17 protein-coding genes are annotated in these 19,410 nt (G+C 68.7%); 9 read left to right on the top strand and 8 right to left on the bottom strand.

What is annotated here, in order from left to right:
- Positions 1-210 precede the first annotated feature (210 nt).
- A complete protein-coding gene (locus ACIQWG_RS20970) occupies positions 211-978 on the top strand; it encodes a GntR family transcriptional regulator (RefSeq protein WP_404097869.1) in 768 nt (255 codons plus the stop codon).
- Complete coding sequence (locus tag ACIQWG_RS20965; protein ID WP_404097867.1) at positions 975-1,544, top strand: GNAT family N-acetyltransferase; 570 nt, start codon at positions 975-977, stop codon at positions 1,542-1,544. Before ACIQWG_RS20970 ends, ACIQWG_RS20965 begins: the two co-directional genes overlap by 4 nt.
- A gap of 34 nt (positions 1,545-1,578) precedes the next feature.
- Here the strand turns inward: ACIQWG_RS20965 and ACIQWG_RS20960 are convergent, their stop codons facing one another.
- From ACIQWG_RS20960 to ACIQWG_RS20950, 3 genes are all read right to left on the bottom strand, one after another.
- Positions 1,579-2,772 (bottom strand): hypothetical protein, encoded by a 1,194-nt coding sequence (locus tag ACIQWG_RS20960; RefSeq protein WP_404097864.1) that lies wholly within the window; start codon positions 2,770-2,772, stop codon positions 1,579-1,581.
- Positions 2,769-3,332 carry a DUF4365 domain-containing protein gene (locus tag ACIQWG_RS20955; protein WP_404097861.1) on the bottom strand — a complete coding sequence of 188 codons (564 nt, stop codon included), beginning with the start codon at positions 3,330-3,332 and terminating at the stop codon, positions 2,769-2,771. The genes ACIQWG_RS20960 and ACIQWG_RS20955 overlap by 4 nt, the downstream gene beginning before the upstream one ends.
- A gap of 126 nt (positions 3,333-3,458) precedes the next feature.
- Positions 3,459-3,872 carry a DUF6233 domain-containing protein gene (locus ACIQWG_RS20950; protein WP_404097859.1) on the bottom strand — a complete coding sequence of 138 codons (414 nt, stop codon included), beginning with the start codon at positions 3,870-3,872 and terminating at the stop codon, positions 3,459-3,461.
- A 154-nt stretch (positions 3,873-4,026) separates the two neighbouring features.
- Between ACIQWG_RS20950 and ACIQWG_RS20945 the strand changes: the two genes are divergently transcribed.
- Positions 4,027-4,455, top strand: coding sequence for a hypothetical protein (locus ACIQWG_RS20945; protein WP_404097857.1), 429 nt, complete (start codon positions 4,027-4,029; stop codon positions 4,453-4,455).
- A 390-nt stretch (positions 4,456-4,845) separates the two neighbouring features.
- Here ACIQWG_RS20945 and ACIQWG_RS20940 read toward each other — a convergent pair whose 3' ends face one another.
- The 3 genes from ACIQWG_RS20940 to ACIQWG_RS20930 form a co-directional block, all read right to left on the bottom strand.
- Positions 4,846-5,394: a GNAT family N-acetyltransferase gene (locus ACIQWG_RS20940; RefSeq protein ID WP_404097855.1), complete on the bottom strand. Its 549-nt coding sequence runs from the start codon at positions 5,392-5,394 to the stop codon at positions 4,846-4,848.
- Positions 5,395-5,603: 209 nt separating this feature from the next.
- Entirely contained in the window at positions 5,604-6,035 is a 432-nt protein-coding gene (locus tag ACIQWG_RS20935; RefSeq protein WP_404097852.1) for a hypothetical protein, read from the bottom strand.
- Positions 6,036-6,301: 266 nt separating this feature from the next.
- A complete protein-coding gene (locus tag ACIQWG_RS20930; protein WP_404097850.1) occupies positions 6,302-7,168 on the bottom strand; it encodes a bifunctional DNA primase/polymerase in 867 nt (288 codons plus the stop codon).
- A gap of 374 nt (positions 7,169-7,542) precedes the next feature.
- Here ACIQWG_RS20930 and ACIQWG_RS20925 point away from each other — a divergent pair, with 374 nt between their 5' ends.
- The 6 genes from ACIQWG_RS20925 to ACIQWG_RS20900 all read left to right on the top strand — a co-directional run bounded on the left by ACIQWG_RS20925 (position 7,543) and on the right by ACIQWG_RS20900 (position 14,003).
- The gene (locus ACIQWG_RS20925) at positions 7,543-7,869 is read left to right on the top strand and encodes a hypothetical protein (RefSeq protein WP_404097847.1); all 327 of its coding nucleotides are present in this window, start codon (positions 7,543-7,545) and stop codon (positions 7,867-7,869) included.
- Between the two features lie 367 nt (positions 7,870-8,236).
- The gene (locus ACIQWG_RS20920) at positions 8,237-9,412 is read left to right on the top strand and encodes a bifunctional MaoC family dehydratase N-terminal/OB-fold nucleic acid binding domain-containing protein (protein WP_404097845.1); all 1,176 of its coding nucleotides are present in this window, start codon (positions 8,237-8,239) and stop codon (positions 9,410-9,412) included.
- Entirely contained in the window at positions 9,399-9,818 is a 420-nt protein-coding gene (locus ACIQWG_RS20915; protein ID WP_404097843.1) for a MaoC family dehydratase, read from the top strand. Before ACIQWG_RS20920 ends, ACIQWG_RS20915 begins: the two co-directional genes overlap by 14 nt.
- A complete protein-coding gene (locus ACIQWG_RS20910; protein ID WP_404097840.1) occupies positions 9,815-10,981 on the top strand; it encodes a lipid-transfer protein in 1,167 nt (388 codons plus the stop codon). Before ACIQWG_RS20915 ends, ACIQWG_RS20910 begins: the two co-directional genes overlap by 4 nt.
- A gap of 147 nt (positions 10,982-11,128) precedes the next feature.
- Positions 11,129-11,698: a SigE family RNA polymerase sigma factor gene (locus ACIQWG_RS20905; RefSeq protein WP_404097837.1), complete on the top strand. Its 570-nt coding sequence runs from the start codon at positions 11,129-11,131 to the stop codon at positions 11,696-11,698.
- 658 nt (positions 11,699-12,356) lie between these two features.
- Positions 12,357-14,003, top strand: coding sequence for a long-chain fatty acid--CoA ligase (locus ACIQWG_RS20900; protein WP_404099375.1), 1,647 nt, complete (start codon positions 12,357-12,359; stop codon positions 14,001-14,003).
- Between the two features lie 64 nt (positions 14,004-14,067).
- On the opposite strand, the gene ACIQWG_RS20895 is transcribed toward ACIQWG_RS20900, so the two are convergent.
- Together ACIQWG_RS20895 and ACIQWG_RS20890 are read right to left on the bottom strand one after the other, a co-directional pair.
- On the bottom strand, positions 14,068-14,952 hold the full coding sequence (locus tag ACIQWG_RS20895) for a prohibitin family protein (RefSeq protein WP_404097835.1): 885 nt from the start codon (positions 14,950-14,952) through the stop codon (positions 14,068-14,070).
- A 121-nt stretch (positions 14,953-15,073) separates the two neighbouring features.
- Positions 15,074-19,234: a PAS domain-containing protein gene (locus ACIQWG_RS20890; RefSeq protein WP_404097832.1), complete on the bottom strand. Its 4,161-nt coding sequence runs from the start codon at positions 19,232-19,234 to the stop codon at positions 15,074-15,076.
- Positions 19,235-19,410: the final 176 nt, after the last annotated feature.

Genomic DNA, 19,410 nt, shown 5'->3' with positions numbered 1-19,410 from the left:
CCTCGACCGGTGTGGTCACGGCCGTCGTAGCTGTGGCGGATCACGCTGTGGAGTTGTCGGCGCAGGCGGGCACACTTAATGGTGTTGCACCACCTGCTCAGCTTGTTGGTACAAGCTGATGCAGTGATGCTGCACCCACGGACGGTGAGTCGTCAAGGGATTGGGGCCTACATGTACCAACAAGTTGCGCGAGTGCGTCATGATGAAGGCATGAACAAGCAGCCGAAGTACCGGCAAGTCGCCGACGTCCTGCGTCGTGAGATCGTCAACGGCACCCACGCGCCGGGATCGAGATTGCCCTCGGAGAACGACCTACAGCAGCGTTTTGACGCCTCGCGGAACACCATCCGCAACGGGCTGAGCTTGCTGGTCAGCGAGGGTTTGATCTCGTCTAGCCAGGGACTCGGCTACGAGGTCAAGTCTCACGAGGTGTTCGAACTCAACGCTTCGCGGTTCGAGAACCTGACCTTCCCGCAGAACGGTGACGCGTACAGCACGGACGTCACTAACGCGGGGCGTCGACCGCACCAGACCTTCCGTGTCGAGATGCTGCCGGCGTCACGGGAGATCGCTGAACGCCTCAAGGTCGAGCCAAGTACGAAGACGGTACTGCGGTTTTGCCACCGCTACGTAGACGACGTTCCTTGGTCGACACAGGCGACCTACTATCCATCGTGGCTGGTCGACGCGTCGCCGCGACTCGCTGAGCCTGGGGACATCGAGGAGGGGACAACGCGGTATCTGGCCGCTCAGGGCATCGAACAAGTCGGGTACTTCGATGAGGTCGAGGCCCGGATGCCGACCCCTGACGAGGCACGTCTCTTGGAGATCGGAGCAGGTGTGCCGGTGATGCTCTGGACGCGTACGGGCTACTCGGTAGATCGTCCGATCCGGTGCACCATCACGACGTTCCGGGGTGACCTGAACCGAATGAACTACGAGATCGGCGACCTAACCGCCCGGAGAGAGACCGCGTGATCATCATCCCAGCAGAGCCGCACGACGTAGCCAAACTGTTGGCCTTTCGCAAAGAGGCCGCAGGCTGGCTACGGGAACTCGGATCAGACCAGTGGAGCCGGCCATACCCGGCTGACAAGCTACTGGCCACGATCGAGGCAGGCTGTGTGTTCATGCTTCGCGACGGGCACACCACCGCTGGCACCGTCACGCTCACCCCGGAGGCTGAAGACGGCCTGTGGACTGACGCTGAACTGGCTGAGCCGTCGATGTTCATCAACAAGCTCACCGTCGCCCGCCAGTACTCCGGACAGAATCTCGGGGGACGGCTGCTCGATTGGGCTGGCGACCGGGCGCATCGCGCGGGTGCTCGATGGCTTCGCCTTGATGCCTGGACGACCAACGAGGGCCTTCAGCGGTACTACCTATCGCAAGAGTTCACGCACGTTCGGACGGTGCGCGAGGGCAGCGCAGTGAACGGTGGTCCGCGTGTCTCAGGATGGCTCGCACAGCGGCCGGCGAGGCCAGCAGAGCACTATTTCGAGGATCGAACTCCGGCTCCGGAGCGGCTTCCGTATGCAGCTTAACTAAGCTGGAGAAACTCATGGCTCGCGCGCTTTGTCACTGTAGTGCCAGCCGGAAGTCTTCCGCTCGGTTGATCCACCATGCGCGGCGTTCAAGAGTAACAGTGCCTACTGCCACAACGGGCGCTCGTTGATCGTGGGCCCTAATTGCCAGTCGGTAGTAATCTCCACTCAACTGAACTCTGACGCGGCGGCGAGACTTTCCCAGTACGCCGTCAATTACCGCGATTCCATCATCCTTGCCTTCGGCTCGTTCAAGCCGAATAACGTGGCCTACGACGCTTTCATGCAAAACGTTCGGCTGACTGCGAAGGTTCTTGCCGACAAATGTTGCTCTCTCCGCTTGCTCTCGCGGTAGGACCACCCGGCTCGGTGTTTCTGCGGGAGGACTTGGATGTGACGGGGACCAGCGGAAGGACATGTCTAGAGAATTGATGCCTTCCCAAGACCCCATGCGTCCAATCGACTCAAGCAACTGCGCACTTGCCCCTTGCTCGACTGCCTCGGATTGCGAAATCTGTGGCTCATCTTGCAATAGCTCATTGGCAGCCCGAAGGCCTGAAGCCAACGTCGACATCACGCGGCGCGTATAGGATTCAATTACCCCTTCGGGCGCTTCTGATGCTCGTACATCCACGCGGTCCGCAGACGGGTTTCCGGCATCGAGGGCCGGCCCAGGCAGTTCCTCTTGAACCGCACTATCGTGTCGCGCAAGAATTGTTATGACGAAACTGCCTCGCAGAGTATGACCCATGCGAACCTCTTCGGCCAGGAACTCTTTGGCGGCGTCTGGCTTCCGAGATGGGTGAGTTGGGCGAGGGTTGATGGCACTGCAAGCCGCAGCCAGAATCATCTGACTTGCCCCATTGATGAGGCTCTGTGCCTCCGTCAGTGGGATCGATCCATCGAGCGTTGTCTGATCCGCACGAAGCAGAAGAATGTCACTTCTGGCGCTTGCAATCTCTAGCGCCAGGGCTTCGCCTTTTACTTTGTGCACCTCGGAAATGGTGCGCAGTGCATCGTTCAGTCGCGTATTGAAGTCGCGATAGCGGGAGTTGTACGGCAGCATGAGGCTTGCGCCTTCTGCCGCATTTACCCAGAAGCTATTAACACCCTCTCGGAAATCCTCACGAATCCAACCAACGGTACGAAGGAAGTCCTCAATCGCTTGCGGGCTGAGATCTCGGATAGGGTCGTAAGGGCGGGCACCTTCACTGTGAGTGATGCTCACGGCCGCTCTCCGTTCCCAACTCGATGCAAAATATTCAGCAACTGTACCACGTCGAAAGTCTGATCTTTCGGCAGGTCGACGTAGGTTGAATCCGCCTCAATTTCTGCCATTCCCTCTAGGCAGACCCAATACGCCTTCTTTCTGAGTAGAAGGTGATCGTCTTTCGTTTCAAGCCATTCATCAAGAAGTTTAGGGACTGTGACGACGACTAGAATTTTGTGGTTATATGTTTCTACATCACGCAGCCAATCGTAATGATCGCGGCTAAGCCTCCATCGCAATCTTCCTTTATGTTCCAGGTCTTGCGCCGTGCATTTAAGTTGAATATCGACCTGGGAGGAACTGTACTTCTTGTGGCGAGCACTTTGGCGTACGGTGAAATCGATCCGTTCAACATCTACCTTTAGGTCGGAAATCGTACACCTAGCGGCAGTCGTAATAGCGTGCGTGTATGCCAGGCTGAATTGCTGCTTGCACTCTGCGGAATGCAGAGAGCCGTATGGGACGCCGTCGCCCAGAGCGAGGAATTGGCCGTCCCACTCAACCTTTGAAGCTGTCACCCGTGCCCCCCAGCCGTTGACTAGCCGACAGTTTGACATGAGTGGCGTGCGTCACACTAGAAGTTGGGGGTTTCGGCAGCGACACAGCTCCAGTGCGAACCTGCGGATCACTAGCATCGCCGCTGATCAGCTCACGTCGATGCCCAGCTCGCTGTCTGGTCGGCAGAACGCGCACGATTCAATGTTCGGGTCGGTGAGTGAGACGCGCGCGTCGTGCTCGCTGATCCGATGGGGTGTGCCTTCGATCATCGTGCAGTCGTTGACGTGGATGACAGCTGGCTCGGGGCCGTGGGGCGAGTGCTTCTGCTGGACGATGAACTGGGGTCGGGGCACGATCTGCGCGACTGGGCCCAGGCCAGCGCCTCCCTTGGGGAGTCGAGGCCGCCGCGGGGCTGGCGCTTCGGCGCGGCTGAGGGCTGAATGAACGGCGTCACGCTGGAGGCGGAGGTAGATCGCGACAGTCTCGTTCTCTGCGATCTCCTTGTCGAGGTGCGCCAGGATCGCTCGGAGGCGCGGAGGATCCGGTGGCGACTCGTTCATATGTTCGATAATAGGGCTGTCCGCACGCGTCGAGGAGCTAGCGTCCGCTGTCCTGTGTCATCGAACTCTGAGCGTGTGCCATCGAAGGTTGAGCGCTGACGCGCCCCCCAGCGCCCCCTAGGCAACGCGGCGAGCTTGGCTTGGAATGGCTTCCATGCTGACCTCGTGGCTCGACTTGATCGTCCTGTCCGCCATCTTCATAGCCATCTACTGGCTAGTTTCGTGGAGGCGAATGGGCAGCAGGATCTCCTACGAGACGGTACTGGTTGCGGCCACGATCAGCCCGTTCGTGGCGGCGTTCGCTTCCAAACTCGGGGAGCGTCTCGGGACTCGGGTGAGGATCAAACGGCTCTCGTGGAGGCAGCGCCGACGGCGCGGAGAGGAACTCGTTGTAGCCCAACCGTTCCGCCACCGCGCCATCACGATTGAAGTGAGAGCGGAGCTCAGCGATGAGGCTCGCCTTGCGCTGATCGACTTGGATGTTGGACAAGAAGTGCTGTGGGGGCATCTCCTCCGCTGGGACGACGAAGCCAAGGCGTGGCTTCCCGTCCCTATCGTCTCCAACGGCGATGACGCCGCTTGAAGCCTTGATCGCCAGTAAGGCGTTTCGTGCCGCTCAACCTTCGATGGCACACGCTCAAGGTTCGGCGACACAGGACATCCGCCACCATTGTTCGTCCGGCAGGGTGCACTGCGGCCATCCTCCGGCCAGCGTCGGGCGAACGGTACGGCTTGACGTAGCGAAGTGGCAGGTCAGGGCCTACTGGACTTCGCGAAACCGAATGGTCTTGAAAACCGTCGTGGCAGCGATGTCACCGTGGGTTCAAATCCCACACCCACCGCGCGGAGAGCAGTGAGAACGGCCCCTGACCTGGGAGAATCGGTCAGGGGTCGGTCTTTTGTCCGTTCCTGTGAGGCGCCGCAGTTCTCCGGAGTTCCCCGCTCGATCGGGCACGGATGGGGCACTGCTCGCTCAGCCGGACGGCGTGACCGAGGACCACACGCCGAACCACTGCTCGGCGCCGTACTCCTCGAACCGCTCCACCTCGGTGAACCCCAGGTTTGCAGCGAGGCGCATCGAGCGGTCGTTGGCGGTCTGGGTGGTGAGCACCACCAACTCGTTGGGGAGGGCGTCGGCGAACCAGTCGAGTGCCGCTGCGCACGCCTCAGCGGCGTACCCGCATCCCCACGCCCCCGGCAAGAACATGTAGCCGAGTTCGGTCTCCCTGGCATCTGGACGGATGCGCCGCGGATGCTCTGCGTCGCGCCGATCGAGCGTGATCATGCCGATCATCGCTCCGTCGAGATCAATCACGAAAAGGCCAGCGCGCCGACCGGGCACGTCAGGAAGCGCGCGTTCGAGTTCACCACGCGGTCGAGGGCCACCGATGTATGTGCCCACCTCTGGTGATGCGAACAACTCGATGAACGCCGCACGATCCCGGGCCTCGGACTCGCGGAGCACGAGCCGTTCGGTCCTTATCGGGGCAGGTGGCCAGGCGACTGGTGCGAGTTCAGTCATGCCGGGCAACCTATGCCCCGCCGTGAGGGTGATCCGAAAGATACGGCCTAGCGGTCAGAAGCACCTCAACCCACCACTTCCCCAGCTCCCATCCCGCCTGCTCGGTTCTGCCTAGGTCGATGGCAGACGGCACGGGAGTTCCCCTCGCCAGGGCAAGCCGATCTCCCGGCCGCAGATGCCTCGTCGACGCCCTGTCCCGGCCCATTCCGCTACAGCTCGTAATCCCGAGCCAGCCCCTCCCAGTCGACCTCCCGCAGCGCGTCCTCCGCGTCGCAGCCGGCCGGCACGGAAGTCGTGGGCTGGAACCAGATGATCGTGAGGGCGGAGCGGTGCAGGACCGGGTCGCGGTCGGGGTCGATGGCCTCGGAGCGGAAGGCACCCACACAGGCCACCCGCGGCAGCACCTCGACCGGGCCGAACGCACCCGAGTACTGGTCGGGATACTCCCGCGGCGGCGGTATGAGGTGCACCGGCGTGGAGGGGCGGTCTCCCTCGGCGGCGCGGACGAGGCCGCTGATCCGCATGTCGTTGACCACCTTGCAGGGGTAGCCCTCCAACATCCCTCCGTACGTCGAGGAGAGATGCAGCTCGGAGAGGTCGATCGAGCGGCCGGACGTGAGGACGACACGAGTCAGCGACATGGTCGGCACTTTAGGGCGGTGGTGCATCGAGCTCCCGTGAATTTCCGGGCCGGTCGGTCGCCTGACTCGGTCAGGTTGGGCGCCCGCGTACGGCAGGGGCGGGCTATGGGGGAGGAGGCGGGTGGGGTGTGGGGGCAGATCCGGGGGGGGAGGGGATGGGGCCGGTGGGGGAGAGCCGGGGCGGTCGACCAGGCCCACTGGCCTGGCCCAGCCCCTCCGGACCCACCCGGCCCCGCCCTCCCCCCTCCCCCCCTCCCCCACATCCCTCAGCCCCGATGCCCCGTCATCCGCGCCGCCGACGCGATCGTCGCGCGGGCCTCGCGTTCGGTGAGGCCGGTGTTGAGGGCCGCCTCGACCAGGGGCTCGACGAGGGCGGGGCCGATGCCGTCCTCGTAGGCACGGCAGGCCGCCCAGAACAGGCGGGTGTTGCGTTGGCCCTCGTGCGCGGCCAGGACGAACTGGACGAGGCCCTGGCCGTGGCCGCCGGTCGACGGGGGCGCGGGGTGGTGCGTGCGTGGTGGGGGGAGCAGAAGGCGCAGGAGGGCGCGCGGACAGGGCGCGGGAGCGATGTGGGCAGTCCCGGGCGCGGTGCTGTAGACGCCGTGGTCGGTGCGGGAGCCCGGTCCGACGAGGTAGCCGCCGGCGCCCCGGATGTCGATGCCGGGGGCCAGGCGGCCCGCCGAGTTGGGGACGACGACTTCGGGCGGGCCGGTGAGCCAGAGGTGGCGGCCGCCGCTGGGGGTGAGTATGACGACGGTGGGCGGAATGGTGAACAGGTGGCGCAGCGCCAGTTCGCGCAGGGCGGCCGAGGAGTCCGTACCGGATTTGGTGTCGAGGTCGATGCCGATCAGATGGTGCGGCGGCAGGCCGCACGCGATGCCGTAGCCGGTCGCCCACGGGGCGGCGGCGAAGAGTTCGCGGATGCGGGCGGGGTCGGTGGAGGCGTCGTAGACCCCGTGCCCGAAACGGCCGCACTCGCCGTGGCAGGGCTTGGGATCGAGGTCGTCGCGGTGAGGTGAGCGCAGGGCCGGGAGTTTCGTCCGGGACAGGGGGATGACGGCCAGTCCGCGTTCGGCGGCTGACAGGGCGTGTGCGAGGGCCAGCGTCGTGGCCTGCCGGTCGGTGGTGGCCATGCTTCTATGTTCGTACGAGTGTTCGAAAAAGGAAAGGGGGAATCGGTGCGACCCGCCGACGGCGCGCCGGGCGTCGGAGATTGGCCGGAAGTGCGCTGGAACCTTTCCCCTCTTGTGCTGCTTGAGGTGGAGCTGCCCGTACTGCCCCGTCTGGGAGTTGGAAGTGGCGAAAGGGGTTTATCGACTTGTCATCACGCTTGAGGGCGAATCAGGGCTTCCGGGGTGGTTCGCCGGGGATTCGGTGGGCAACTCTGATCTCGCGACGTCGTGCAGGACTCCGGGGCGGTCGGCCAACTGCCTTGGAAAGCGCAGTACTTCATGCACCACCTATGCGTCCGGCGGGGAGCCTGGGCGCACTGTTCTGGAGGAACAACATGGCAAGCATCCGTACCGCCCGCGTCATCGCAGCCGTCTCCGCCCTTCCGCTCGCGGTCGCCCTCTTCTCCGGCGTCGCGACGGCGGACAACGGCGCCATCGCGGACGACGGATCCAGCGCGGCCGTCACGAACGCCGCTCAGGGCCTCGTCGGCAGCGGGGTCGGCGGCGACAACTGGGGCAACTCGTCCACCACCCAGCAGCAGGCGACCGGCTCCGGTGCCTCGAACCAGAGCAACACCGCCCAGGTCAACGGCTCCGCCTTCACCTCGGTCAACCAGGGCAACGACAACACGTCGGTCAACTTCACTCCGCTCTGGTGGTGAGCTGAGGGGGCCGGTGCCCCGGTGCTCAGGCATCGGCCCCCTCGGAACTGTGGGTGTGCTGTGGGGTGTAACGCGTCTGCGCGGCGGTACTTCGGTGCCGCCGCGCAGGCGTTTTCCACGACCTTGACAGGGCTCACTATCTGACGGACAGTCAGAAACTCGAGTGAGAAATCCGAGTCAGAAACCCGGATGGGAACCCGAGTCGGGACCGAGTCAGACCCCCTGTGTTGCGCTCGGCTTGCGGAAGTTTCCCGGAACTCGTGGGAACCGGATCGGCGGCCGCGGTGTACCAGAAGTGTCAGTTCGATGCGGAGTGCACGGCGGCGCGGATGCGCCGGGGGCGGGCGACGAGGACGAGGGGGCGACGGTGAGCTACGGAGCGGGGGTGAGCCGCGAGGTGGCGGCGGACGACGAGTTCGAGACGCGGCCGGACGGGACGCGGTCGGACGGGACGCGGTCGGACGAGACGCGGCTGTTCGAGGCGCGGCTCAAGGCCTACGAGGGGCAGCCCGCCGCGGTGGCACGCACGGGCAAGGACCCCGTCAACGCGCCCATGATCCGGCACTGGTGCGAGGCGATGGACGACACCAACGAGGCGTATGTCGGACCGGACGCCATCGCGCCGCCCACCATGCTCCAGGTGTGGACGATGGCCGGCCTCTCCGGCCGTACAGGACACGCCCACGCCTACGACGAGTTGCTCGCCATGCTCGACGAGGCGGGCTACGGCTCGGTGGTCGCCACGGACTGCGAGCAGGAGTACCTACGGCCCCTGCGGCCCGGCGACGAGATCACCTTCGACTCGGTGATCGAGTCGGTGTCGGAACGGAAGACCACGAAACTCGGCACCGGGTACTTCGTCACGACCCGCATGGACATCCGCGTCGGCCCCGACCTCGCCGGCACCCACCGCTTCCGCATCCTCAAGTACGCACCCGTACGGAGGGCGGGACCGCCGGACCGGCGCCGGCAGGAGTCTGAGTCGGACCACCGCCCGTCCGGCCGACACCGGTCGGACCTTCGCCCGTCGGACCAGCACCAGGCCCCCACTCGACCTCACCCCGTCATCAACCGCGACAACGCCCGCTTCTGGGAGGGCGTCCAGCGGCACACCCTGCTCATCCAGCGCTGCACCGCCTGCCGCACCCTGCGCCATCCCTGGCTCCCCGGCTGCAACACGTGCGGGGGACTGGACTGGGACACGATCGAGGCGACCGGTGAGGGCACCGTCTATTCGTACGTCGTGATGCACCACCCCCCGTTCCCGGCCTTCGACCCGCCCTACGCGGTCGCCCTGATCGAGCTTTCCGAGGGCGTGCGCATGATCGGCAATGTGCTGGGGGTGCCGTACGACAAGGTGCGCATCGGGCTACCCGTACGGCTCGAATTCCAGCAGCACGAGCAGGAGTTGGTGCTTCCGGTATGGCGCTTGCATGAGGGGAGCGCTCATGAGGACACGGCGCATGAGGACATAGCGCATGAGGACACCGCCCGCGAGTCGACCCCTCGGAAAGGTGCAAAAGGTACACATGAACGCCGGTGACGAACTGCCCCCGCTCGAGATCCCGATCACCCGCACGCTCATCGTCGCCGGCGCCATCGCCTCACGCGATTACCAGGACGTGCACCACGACGTGGAGCTGGCCCGTCAGAAGGGCTCCCCGGACATCTTCATGAACATCCTGACCACGAACGGCCTGGTCGGCCGCTACATCACGGACCACTTCGGACCTACGGCCCTCCTGCGCAAGGTGGCCATCCGACTCGGGGCGCCCAACTACCCGGGCGACACCATGGTGTTGACCGGCAGGGTCGAGGAGGTCGACGGCGACACCGCGACTGTACGGGTCGTCGGAGCCAACGGCATCGGCAAGCACGTGACCGGCACCGTGACGGTCACCGTGCCGACGGGAGCCGCGGTCGGCGGGTCGGCGGAGGGGGCGGTATGAGCGTGCGCGAGCGGGACGCCCTCGGCGGTCGGGCGGCGATCGTCGGTATCGGGGCGACCGAGTTCTCGAAGGACTCCGGGCGCAGCGAGCTGCGGCTGGCCGTGGAGGCGGTGCGGGCCGCGCTGGACGACGCGGGGCTGACACCGGGCGACGTGGACGGGATGGTGACGTTCACGATGGACACCAGCCCGGAGATCACCGTGGCCCAGGCGTGCGGCATGGGGGAGCTGTCCTTCTTCTCTCGCGTCCACTACGGCGGCGGCGCGGCCTGCGCGACCGTCCAGCAGGCGGCGCTCGCCGTGGCGACCGGTGTCGCGGAGGTGGTGGTCTGCTATCGGGCGTTCAACGAGCGGTCGGGCCGTAGATTCGGTTCCGGTGTGCAGCACCGGGAGCCCTCGGCGGAGGGCGTGGCCCTGGGCTGGTCCCTGCCGTTCGGGCTGCTCACCCCGGCATCGTGGGTGGCGATGGCGGCCCAGCGCTATCTGCACGCCTATGGGCTGACGCCAGAGGCGTTCGGGCATGTGGCGGTGATGGACCGCAAGTACGCGGCGACCAACCCCGCCGCCTACTTCCACGGCAGACCCATCACCCTCGCCGACCACGCGGCCTCCCGCTGGATCGTCGAGCCGCTGCGGTTGCTCGACTGCTGCCAGGAGACGGACGGCGGTCAGGCGCTGGTCGTCACGTCCGTCGACCGGGCCCGCGATCTGCCCCATCCGCCGGCGGTCATAGCGGCGGCGGCCCAGGGTGCCGGCCGGGGGCAGGAGCAGATGACGAGTTTCTACCGGGACGACCTCACCGGTCTGCCGGAGATGGCCGTCGTGGCCCGGCAGCTGTGGCGGACGGCGGGGATCGGCCCGGGGGAGGTCGACGTGGGGATCCTCTACGACCACTTCACTCCGTTCGTGCTGATGCAGTTGGAGGAGTTCGGGTTCTGCGGAAAGGGGGAGGCGGCCGACTTCGTGGCCGAGGAGCGGTTGCCGCTCAACACACACGGGGGCCAGCTCGGGGAGGCGTACCTCCATGGGATGAACGGGATTGCGGAGGGGGTGAGGCAGGTGCGGGGCACGGCCGTGAACCAAATAGCCGGGGCCGCAAAGGTGCTGGTGACGGCCGGGACGGGGGTGCCGACATCGGGCCTGGTGCTCGCTGCCGACGGGTGACCCCCCAGGGGTGAACCCGCAGTACGGATCCCTCGCTCGTCCACCTTCAGGAGGTGGAGCCAGCCCCACCCCTACAACCTGAGGCGGACGTTGCTTCGGCACCTGCGGCCGATCCGCGGAAGTAGGGGTCACTCATAGCGTGGAGCCATGACCACACCCGTCTGCACCAGCGCTTCCGACGCCGCTACTTCAGCGAGGCAGACCCGTCCGAGCGCGACGTATCCCTCCTTCACGTCGTACGTACGGGCCCGCCAGCCGGTGCTGCTGCGTACCGCCCGCTCGCTCACCGCGAACCCGAGCGACGCGGAAGATCTGTTGCAGACCGCGCTCACCAAGACCTACGTGGCCTGGGAGCGGATCGAGGACCATCGCGCGCTCGACGGCTATGTGCGCAGGGCGCTGCTGAACACGCGGACCTCGCAGTGGCGTAAGCGCAAGGTCGACGAGTTCGCCTGCGACGAGCTGCCCGAGCCGGAGCCCGCGCCGGGCCACGACGACGACCCGGCGGAGCAGCAGGCGCTGCACGACGCGATGTGGCGCGCGATCATGCGGCTGCCGGCCCGGCAGCGGGCGATGGTGGTGCTGCGGTACTACGAGGACCTCAGCGAGGTCCAGACGGCCGAGGTGCTCGGGGTTTCCGTGGGCACGGTGAAGTCCGCGGTGTCGAGAGCGCTCGGGAAGCTGCGCGAGGACCCGGAGCTGGGGCTGGTCCGGTAGGAGTGACCCCACGCCTCCGCTGAGGTCGCCCCCGAGGCCGCCGCCTCCCCTGGGCATGCCCGGCGGATCATGCCGACGTCACTGGACCTGAAGCGCCCTCCTCCGCCTCGCGGCTCAGCTCGCCCTCCGCCGCGCAGCTCCTCCTCCGCCGCGCAGCTCGTTCTCCGCGGGACAGCTCGGCTTCCGACGCTCAGCTCGCCTTCCGCCGAGCAGCCAGGCCCTCGGCCTCCCCGCCGGCCCTCGGCCGAGCAGCTCGCCCTCTGCCGAGCAGCCCACCCCACCCCCACGCTCGAACAACCTCGCCCGCGGCGGGCACCCCATGGCCCCACGCCCCATGGCCCCCGGCCCCACGCCCCCCGGCCCCACGCCCCCCGGCCCCACGCGCCCCGGCCCCACGCGCCCCGGCCCCGCGCCCCCGCTCACCCCGCCCCCCCCCACACACACACCCTCACCCCCCACCCCCAAGACCCCTTCCTCCTCCCCTCCCCGCTCCACCCCATCCCCCCGCAGGCCTTACCGGCAGAGTTCTGTGAACGCAACGTGACATGATCGATCGCCCGGACCTAGTGACATACCGCTCGGTATGCGCGCAGAATCTCCGCAACCCTTACCACCGCGTAGGCAATGTCGCCCCCGGGAGGACGCCGTGCTGAGCACCATGCAGGACGTACCACTGCTGATCTCTAGGATCCTGGCCCACGGGTCGACGATCCACGGCACATCACAGGTGACCACCTGGACCGGCGAGGCCGAGCCGCATCGTCGTTCCTTCGCCGAGGTCGGCGCCCGCACGGCCCAGCTGGCGCACGCGCTGCGCGAGGACCTGGGCGTGGCCGACGACGAGCGCGTCGCGACCCTGATGTGGAACAACGCCGAGCACGTCGAGGCCTACTTCGCGATCCCCTCCATGGGCGCGATCCTGCACACCCTCAACCTCCGCCTGCCCCCCGAGCAGTTGGCCTGGATCGTCAACCACGCGGCGGACCGCGTCGTCATCGCCAACGGTTCGCTGCTCCCCCTGCTCGCCCCGCTGCTGCCGCACCTCAAGACGGTGAAGCATGTGGTCGTGTCGGGGCCGGGGGACCGTTCCGCCCTCGCGGACGCGGCCGTTCAGGTGCACGAGTACGAGGAACTCCTCGCCGGTAAGCCGACCACGTACGACTGGCCGGAGCTGGACGAGCGGCAGGCCGCCGCCATGTGCTACACCTCCGGCACCACGGGCGACCCGAAGGGCGTCGTCTACTCGCACCGTTCGATCTACCTGCACTCCATGCAGGTCAACATGACCCAGTCGATGGGCCTGACGGACCAGGACACCTCGCTCGTGGTGGTGCCCCAGTTCCACGTCAACGCCTGGGGTCTGCCGCACGCCACCTTCATGACCGGCGTCAACATGCTGATGCCGGACCGCTTCCTCCAGCCCGTGCCCCTCGCCGAGATGATCGAGCGCGAGAAGCCGACGCACGCGGCCGCCGTGCCCACCATCTGGCAGGGCCTGCTCGCCGAGCTCACCGCCAACCCCCGGGACGTGTCCACCCTCGGCCAGGTCACCATCGGCGGCTCGGCCTGTCCGCCCTCGCTCATGGAGGCGTTCGACAACCTCGGCATGCGGGTCTGCCACGCCTGGGGCATGACGGAGACCTCGCCGCTCGGCACGGTCGCCCGGCCGCCGGCGCACGCGGTGGGCACGGAGGAGGAGTTCGGGTACCGGCTCACGCAGGGCCGTTTCCCGACCGGCGTCGAGGCCCGGCTCACCGGCCCCGGCGGCGAGCGCATCCCGTGGGACGGGGAGTCGGCGGGCGAGCTGGAGGTCCGCGGCCCCTGGATCGCGGGCGCCTACTACAACGGTCCCGACGCCGAACCGCTGCGCCCCGCCGACAAGTTCAGCGAGGACGGCTGGCTGAAGACCGGCGATGTCGGCACCATCTCCGCGGACGGCTTCCTCACCCTCACCGACCGCGCCAAGGACGTCATCAAGTCCGGCGGCGAGTGGATCTCCTCGGTCGACCTGGAGAACGCGCTGATGTCCCACCCGGACGTCGCCGAGGCCGCCGTGGTCGCCGTCCCCGACGAGAAGTGGGGCGAGCGCCCGCTGGCCACGGTCGTCCTCAAGGAGGGCTCGACCGCCGACTTTGAGACGCTGCGCGCCTTCCTCGCCGACGAGGGCAAGATCGCCAAGTGGCAGCTGCCCGAGCGATGGACGGTCATCGCGGCGGTGCCGAAGACGAGTGTGGGCAAGTTCGACAAGAAGGTGCTGCGCAGGCAGTACGCCGAGGGCGGTCTGGACGTCACCAAGCTCGGCTGACACCGCCGTACGACGAAGACAGCCCCCGGCGGACGCCGGGGGCTGTCTGTCATGCGACTGTGGGCTAGTTCTTGCCGTTGTCCACGATGACCGGCGTCCCCGCGGAGTCCGTGCCGCACGGGACCGCGTAGACCGGGTTGGCCTTGGCGGCCTCCTTGTAGGCCTCCAGGCACTGGTTGTACAGGACGTTGTCGCTCAGCGACCGCTCGATGATCTTGTTGGCGCGGGCGATGCCCTCCGCCTCGATCCGCTTGCGCTCCGCCTCCGCCTTGGCCGTGCGGGACGCCTCGACGGCCCGGTCGGTGGCCTGCTCCTGCTGGATCTTCTTGTCGATCTGCTCCTGGAGCTTGTCCGACGGCCGCACATTGCGCAGGTTGACGGTGGTGACGTCGATCCCGCGCGGCGCCAGGCGCTCCTTCACGAGCTTCTCGATCTCCGCCCCGATCTGCTCGCGCCCGGAGGCGTAGCCCTCCTCGCTGGTGTGCTGGGCGAAGACGTTGCGGATGATCTCGCGGCTGTCCGGCAGCACCAGCCGTTCCTCGATGGCCTCCTGGCTGCCCGCCAGCCGGTACAGCGCGACCGACTTCGACGGCACCACGGCCCACTTGATGGTGACGTCGGCGTACAGCACCCCGCCCTGCGACGAGCGGACCTCGACGACGTCCTTGTCGTTGAGGTTGAGGTCCACCGGGCGGGTGGAGAAGGACGTGACGTCGGTGAACGGCGACTTGAAGTGCAGACCGGAGGCCAGCGGCGAGCCGATCTTGCCGAAGGTCACCGGAACCCCGACCTCATAGGCGCTCACGACGAAGACACAGGCGAAGGCGGCGGACAGCAGACCCGCGACGGCGCTGACGGCCGCCCCGAGTCTCCACCCCCCGGAGCCGGTGCGGCCGCGGCCGACGAGGAAGAGCACGACCGCCGCTATGAGCAGCAGAATGGACAGCACGAACACAGGAGACCCCCCACGAAACGGATCAGCGCCGCCTCGGAGGCGGCGCGCAGCGCATCGTAGCGGGATCAAGTCCCCGTGCTGCGCCGCCCCCTGAGGGAGTAAATGGACCTGTGGGCTAGTTGGTCCCGATCCGCGCCAGCAGATCCACGATCCGTGCCTGCACCTCGCCGCTCGTCGACCGCTCCGCCAGGAACAGCACCGTCTCGCCGGAGGCCAGCCGCGGCAGGTCGGCCTGGTCGACGGCGGCGGTGTAGACGACGAGCGGGGTGCGGTTGAGCCGCCCGTTCGCGCGCAGCCAGTCCACGATCCCGGCGCGGCGCCGGTGCACCTGCATCAGGTCCATCACGACGAGGTTCGGGTGGAAGTCGCCCGCGAGCAGCACCGCGTCGGAGTCGCTCGCGGCCCGCGCCACCTGCATCCCGCGCCGCTCCAGCGTCGCGGTCAGCGCCAGCGCGATCTCCGCGTGCTCCTCGATCAGCAGCACCCGTGGCGGATGCTGCTCACTGTCCCGAGGGGCCAGCGCCTTGAGCAGTACGGCGGGATCGGCGCCGTAGGCAGCCTCCCGCGAGGCCTGGCCGAGTCCCGCGGTCACCATCACCGGCACCTCGGCCGCGACCGCGGCCTGGCGCAGCGACTGGAGCGCGGTCCGGGTGATCGGCCCGGTCAGCGGGTCGACGAACAGCGCGGCGGGGAACGCCGCGATCTGCGCGTCCACCTCCTCGCGCGAGTGCACGATCACCGGCCGGTAGCCACGGTCGCTCAGCGCCTGCTGCGTCGTCACATCCGGTGCCGGCCAGACCAGCAGCCGCCGCGGGTTGTCGAGCGGCTCGGGCGGCAGCTCGTCGTCCATCGGCTGTGGGCGCGGAGTGTCGGCGACCTCGACGGCCCCGCCGGGTCCGTCCAGCGGTTCGGGTCCTTCGGCGGCGTTCTCGTCCGGCGCGCCTATGGCGTACGACCGTCCGGCGGCCTCGGTCATCGGCGCGCGCCGTGACTGTCCCGCCATCGACGGCTGGGCCTGCCCGCCGGACGACCCCTGCTGCGGGGCCGGTGACGTGGCGGGCACCGGCTGCTCGGCCGGCGGATGCGGACGTGCCGCCTGCTCCGCCGAGGCACCGGATCGCGCGGTCGGGTCGGGCGGGGTGCCCAGTTTGCGGCGCCGTCCGCCGGCGGTCTGGTGCGGGGGCGGCGTCGCGGACGCCGAGGGCTGCTGCACCTGCGCAGCCTGCCGCGTGAACGGCACCCCTTGCCCCAGGGTCCGCACACTGATCGCGCGCCCCTGCGTCGAGTTCGGGTCGACAGGCGCACCCGTGCCGGTGGGAGCGGCCTCGGCCGGAAGCGGCTGCGCGGCCCGCTGCTGCCCGGTCGCGGCGGCTTCGGGAGGCAGCGGAGTACCGGGAGCCGGAGTTCCCTGTGCCGCCCGCGGAGCCTGCGGGGCGTTGGCCTTCGGCGGTACGGGGGCGGCCGCGCCGTTCGCCGGTACGGCCCCCGCGCCGGAGGTGTCGTCGGTGGCGGGCCAGGGCTGCGGAGCCGGGACGCCCTGCGCCGGCGTGCCCTGCGCCGCGGGAGCCGCCTCGGCGGGGAGGGGGCCGCCCGGGGCGACGGGGGCCGGAGCGGGCTGGGCGGGCGAGATGGCCTCGGCCGGCATCGACTGCCCGGGCACCGCGGCCTGCACGCCCTGACTCGCAGTGCCCTGCGCCGGAACCTCCTGCGCGGCCCCGGCCCGGCGCCGACGCCCGGTCGGAGCGTTGGTGGGATGCGGCTGCGGCGGGGTGTGGTCCTCGGCCTGGTCGTGCGGCACGGCATCGTGCCGGCCCTCGTCACCGCGTACGGCCGTCTGCCCCGGAACCTGGGCGCGCGGCGCCTGCATCGCGGCCTGCCCCGGAACCGGAGCTGTCGCAGCCGTCGGAGCCACAGGAGAAGCCGGTGTCATGGCCGAGGCCGCGGCCGACGCCGCCCCCCGGTCGGCAGGGGCGCGGTCCGCGTCGGCGGGTGGCAGCGCGAACACCGTACGGGCGCCCGCCTCCTGCGCGGCCGCCCGCTCGGACGCCGCGGCCAGGGCTCGCCTGCGCCGCCCGCCCGGTTGCTGGGCGTCGGCCGAGGCGGCCGTATCGGAGCCGGCGGCCGGTGCGGGCAGGGCGGGCGGCAGCGCGTGCTGCTCCCCGCCGTCGCGCCGGGCACGTCGTCCGGCGGGTGCGGGCACGCCCTGCGGGGGTACGGTCCCGCCCAGGCCGCTCCCGGTGGCCGCGGTCCCCGCCGCATGCTCGGCGGCCGTGACGACGGCACCCTGGGCGAGGCCGTCCCCGCCGTCCTCGGCGGGCCGTCCACGGCGTCGTCCGGTGCCGCCGGAGCCCTCGCCGCCGCCGTCGCCCGCGTCCTGCGGCAGCTCCTGGGCGGCCGCGCGCCTGCGCCGACGACCCGTGGGCGCGGCACCCTCGGCCTCGCCCTCGGCGTCGGCACCGGGCGTGTCGCTCTCCAGGAAGGCGTCCACGGAGGACCGTCGGGCCCGCCGTCGTCCGCTGCCGGCGCTCTGTTCGGAGGCGGCCGCGCCGGCGCCCTCGGACCCGTCACCGGCCTCGATCGCCAGCGCAGCCGCGGGAGCGGCGACAACGGCCCCCGCCCCACCGCCGATGGGCACTTCGAGGACGTACGCGCTGCCGCTCATCCCCGGCACCTCGTGCGTCTGGAGCACCCCGCCGTGAGCCCGCACGATCCCGCGCACGATCGGCTCGTGCACCGGGTCTCCCCCGGCATACGGCCCACGCACCTCGATCCGTACGACCTCACCGCGCTGCGCCGCCGCGACGACGACCGTGTTGTCCATGTATCCGCCCGCCGACACGGGCGAGTTGCCGGTCGCGTCGACCCCGGCGACATCCGCGACGAGATGCGCGAGCGCGGTCGCGAGACGCTGCGGATCGACCTCGGCCTCGATGGGCGGCGCGTGCACGGCGAACTGCACCCGTCCCGGGCCGATGAGTTCGACGGCCCCGTCGACACCCGCGGCGACGACGGCGTCGAGCATCACCTTCGTACGCGAGACCTGGTCGGCGCCCGCGTCGAGCTGCTGGAACCCGAGGACGTTGTCGATGAGCGTCGTGATGCGGGAGTAGCCGGCGGACAGGTGATGCAGCACCTGGTTGGCCTCGGGCCACAACTGCCCGGCGTCGTCGGCGGCGAGCGCGGCGAGGTCACGGCGCAGCTCGTCCAGCGGACCGCGCAGCGAGCGCCCGAGCAGGGTCAGCAGTTGCTCGTGCCGCGCGGCGAGCGCCTCGTACCGGTCCTTCTCCCGCTCACCGAGGGCGGCGTAGCGGTCCTCGCCCGCGGCGACTTCCTCGGCGTGCCGCTCCTGGAGCTCCTCGATCTCGGTCACCTGCCGCTGCCGCAGGGAGGTCAGTTCGGAGGCGTGCTCCTCGGCAAGCCGTTCGAGTTCCTCCTCGTGCCGCTGCTGGGCGGTGTCCTTCTCCTCGACGACCTTGTCGTAGGGCCGCCGGTCGGTGAAGGTCATCACGGCGCCGACGAGCTGCTCCCCGTCGCGCACGGGCGCGGTCGTCAGGTCGACGGAGACCTGGTCGCCGCCCTTGGACCAGAGCACCTGCCCGCGCACCCGGTGCTTGCGCCCGGAGCGCAGGGTGTCGGCGAGCGGCGACTCCTCGTACGGGAAGGGCGACCCGTCGGTACGGGAGTGGAGCACGAGGGTGTGCAGCTCACGCCCGCCCAGGTCGCTGGCCCGGTAACCCAGTATCTGAGCGGCGGCCGGATTGACGAGCACGATGCGGCCGTCGGTGTCGGTGCCCACGACGCCTTCCGACGCGGCTCGCAGGATCATCTCGGTCTGCCGCTGCGAACGCGCCAGCTCGGCCTCGGTGTCGACGGTGCCGGTCAGATCCCGTACGACGAGCATGAGCAGCTCGTCTCCGCTGTAGCCGTACCCGTCGTAGGCCTGCTGCCCGTTCTCCAGGTTCGCTGAGGTGACCTCGACCGGGAACTCGCTCCCGTCGGTCCGCCGGGCGACCATCCGGGTCGGCTTGGTCCGGCCCTGCGGGTCCATGTGCTCGGGCCGCCGCATGGACCCGGGAATGAGCTTGGAGTCGAACTGCGGGAGCAGATCGAGCAGCCCCCGCCCCACCAGAGCCGTCCCCGGCGCCTCGAAGGCCTCCAGGGCGATGGTGTTGGCGTTGACGACGGTCCCATTGGCGTTGACCAGCACCAACGCGTCGGGCAGCGCGTCGAGTATGGCTGCGAGGCGAGCAGCGCCTCGGGATGGCCTGCTGCTCACGAGACGCTTCCTCCCTGTTACCGCACCTTGCCGACCGCTCGGGCCATCTTGCCAACCGGCCCGCGACGTGTCACGCGAGGGAGTCTAAAGGCTGGGGTCGCGCTCGCGACGCCGGATGAGAGGGAGGTCGCACGACGAAGTGACCCAGAACGTATGACCGCCTGCGGCGTCGTACT

This window comes from Streptomyces sp. NPDC098781 (genome assembly GCF_044759995.1).
GTDB lineage: Bacteria > Actinomycetota > Actinomycetes > Streptomycetales > Streptomycetaceae > Streptomyces.
The sequence above is the reverse complement of the archived record's forward strand: the minus strand, read 5'-3'. Positions and strand labels throughout refer to the sequence as shown.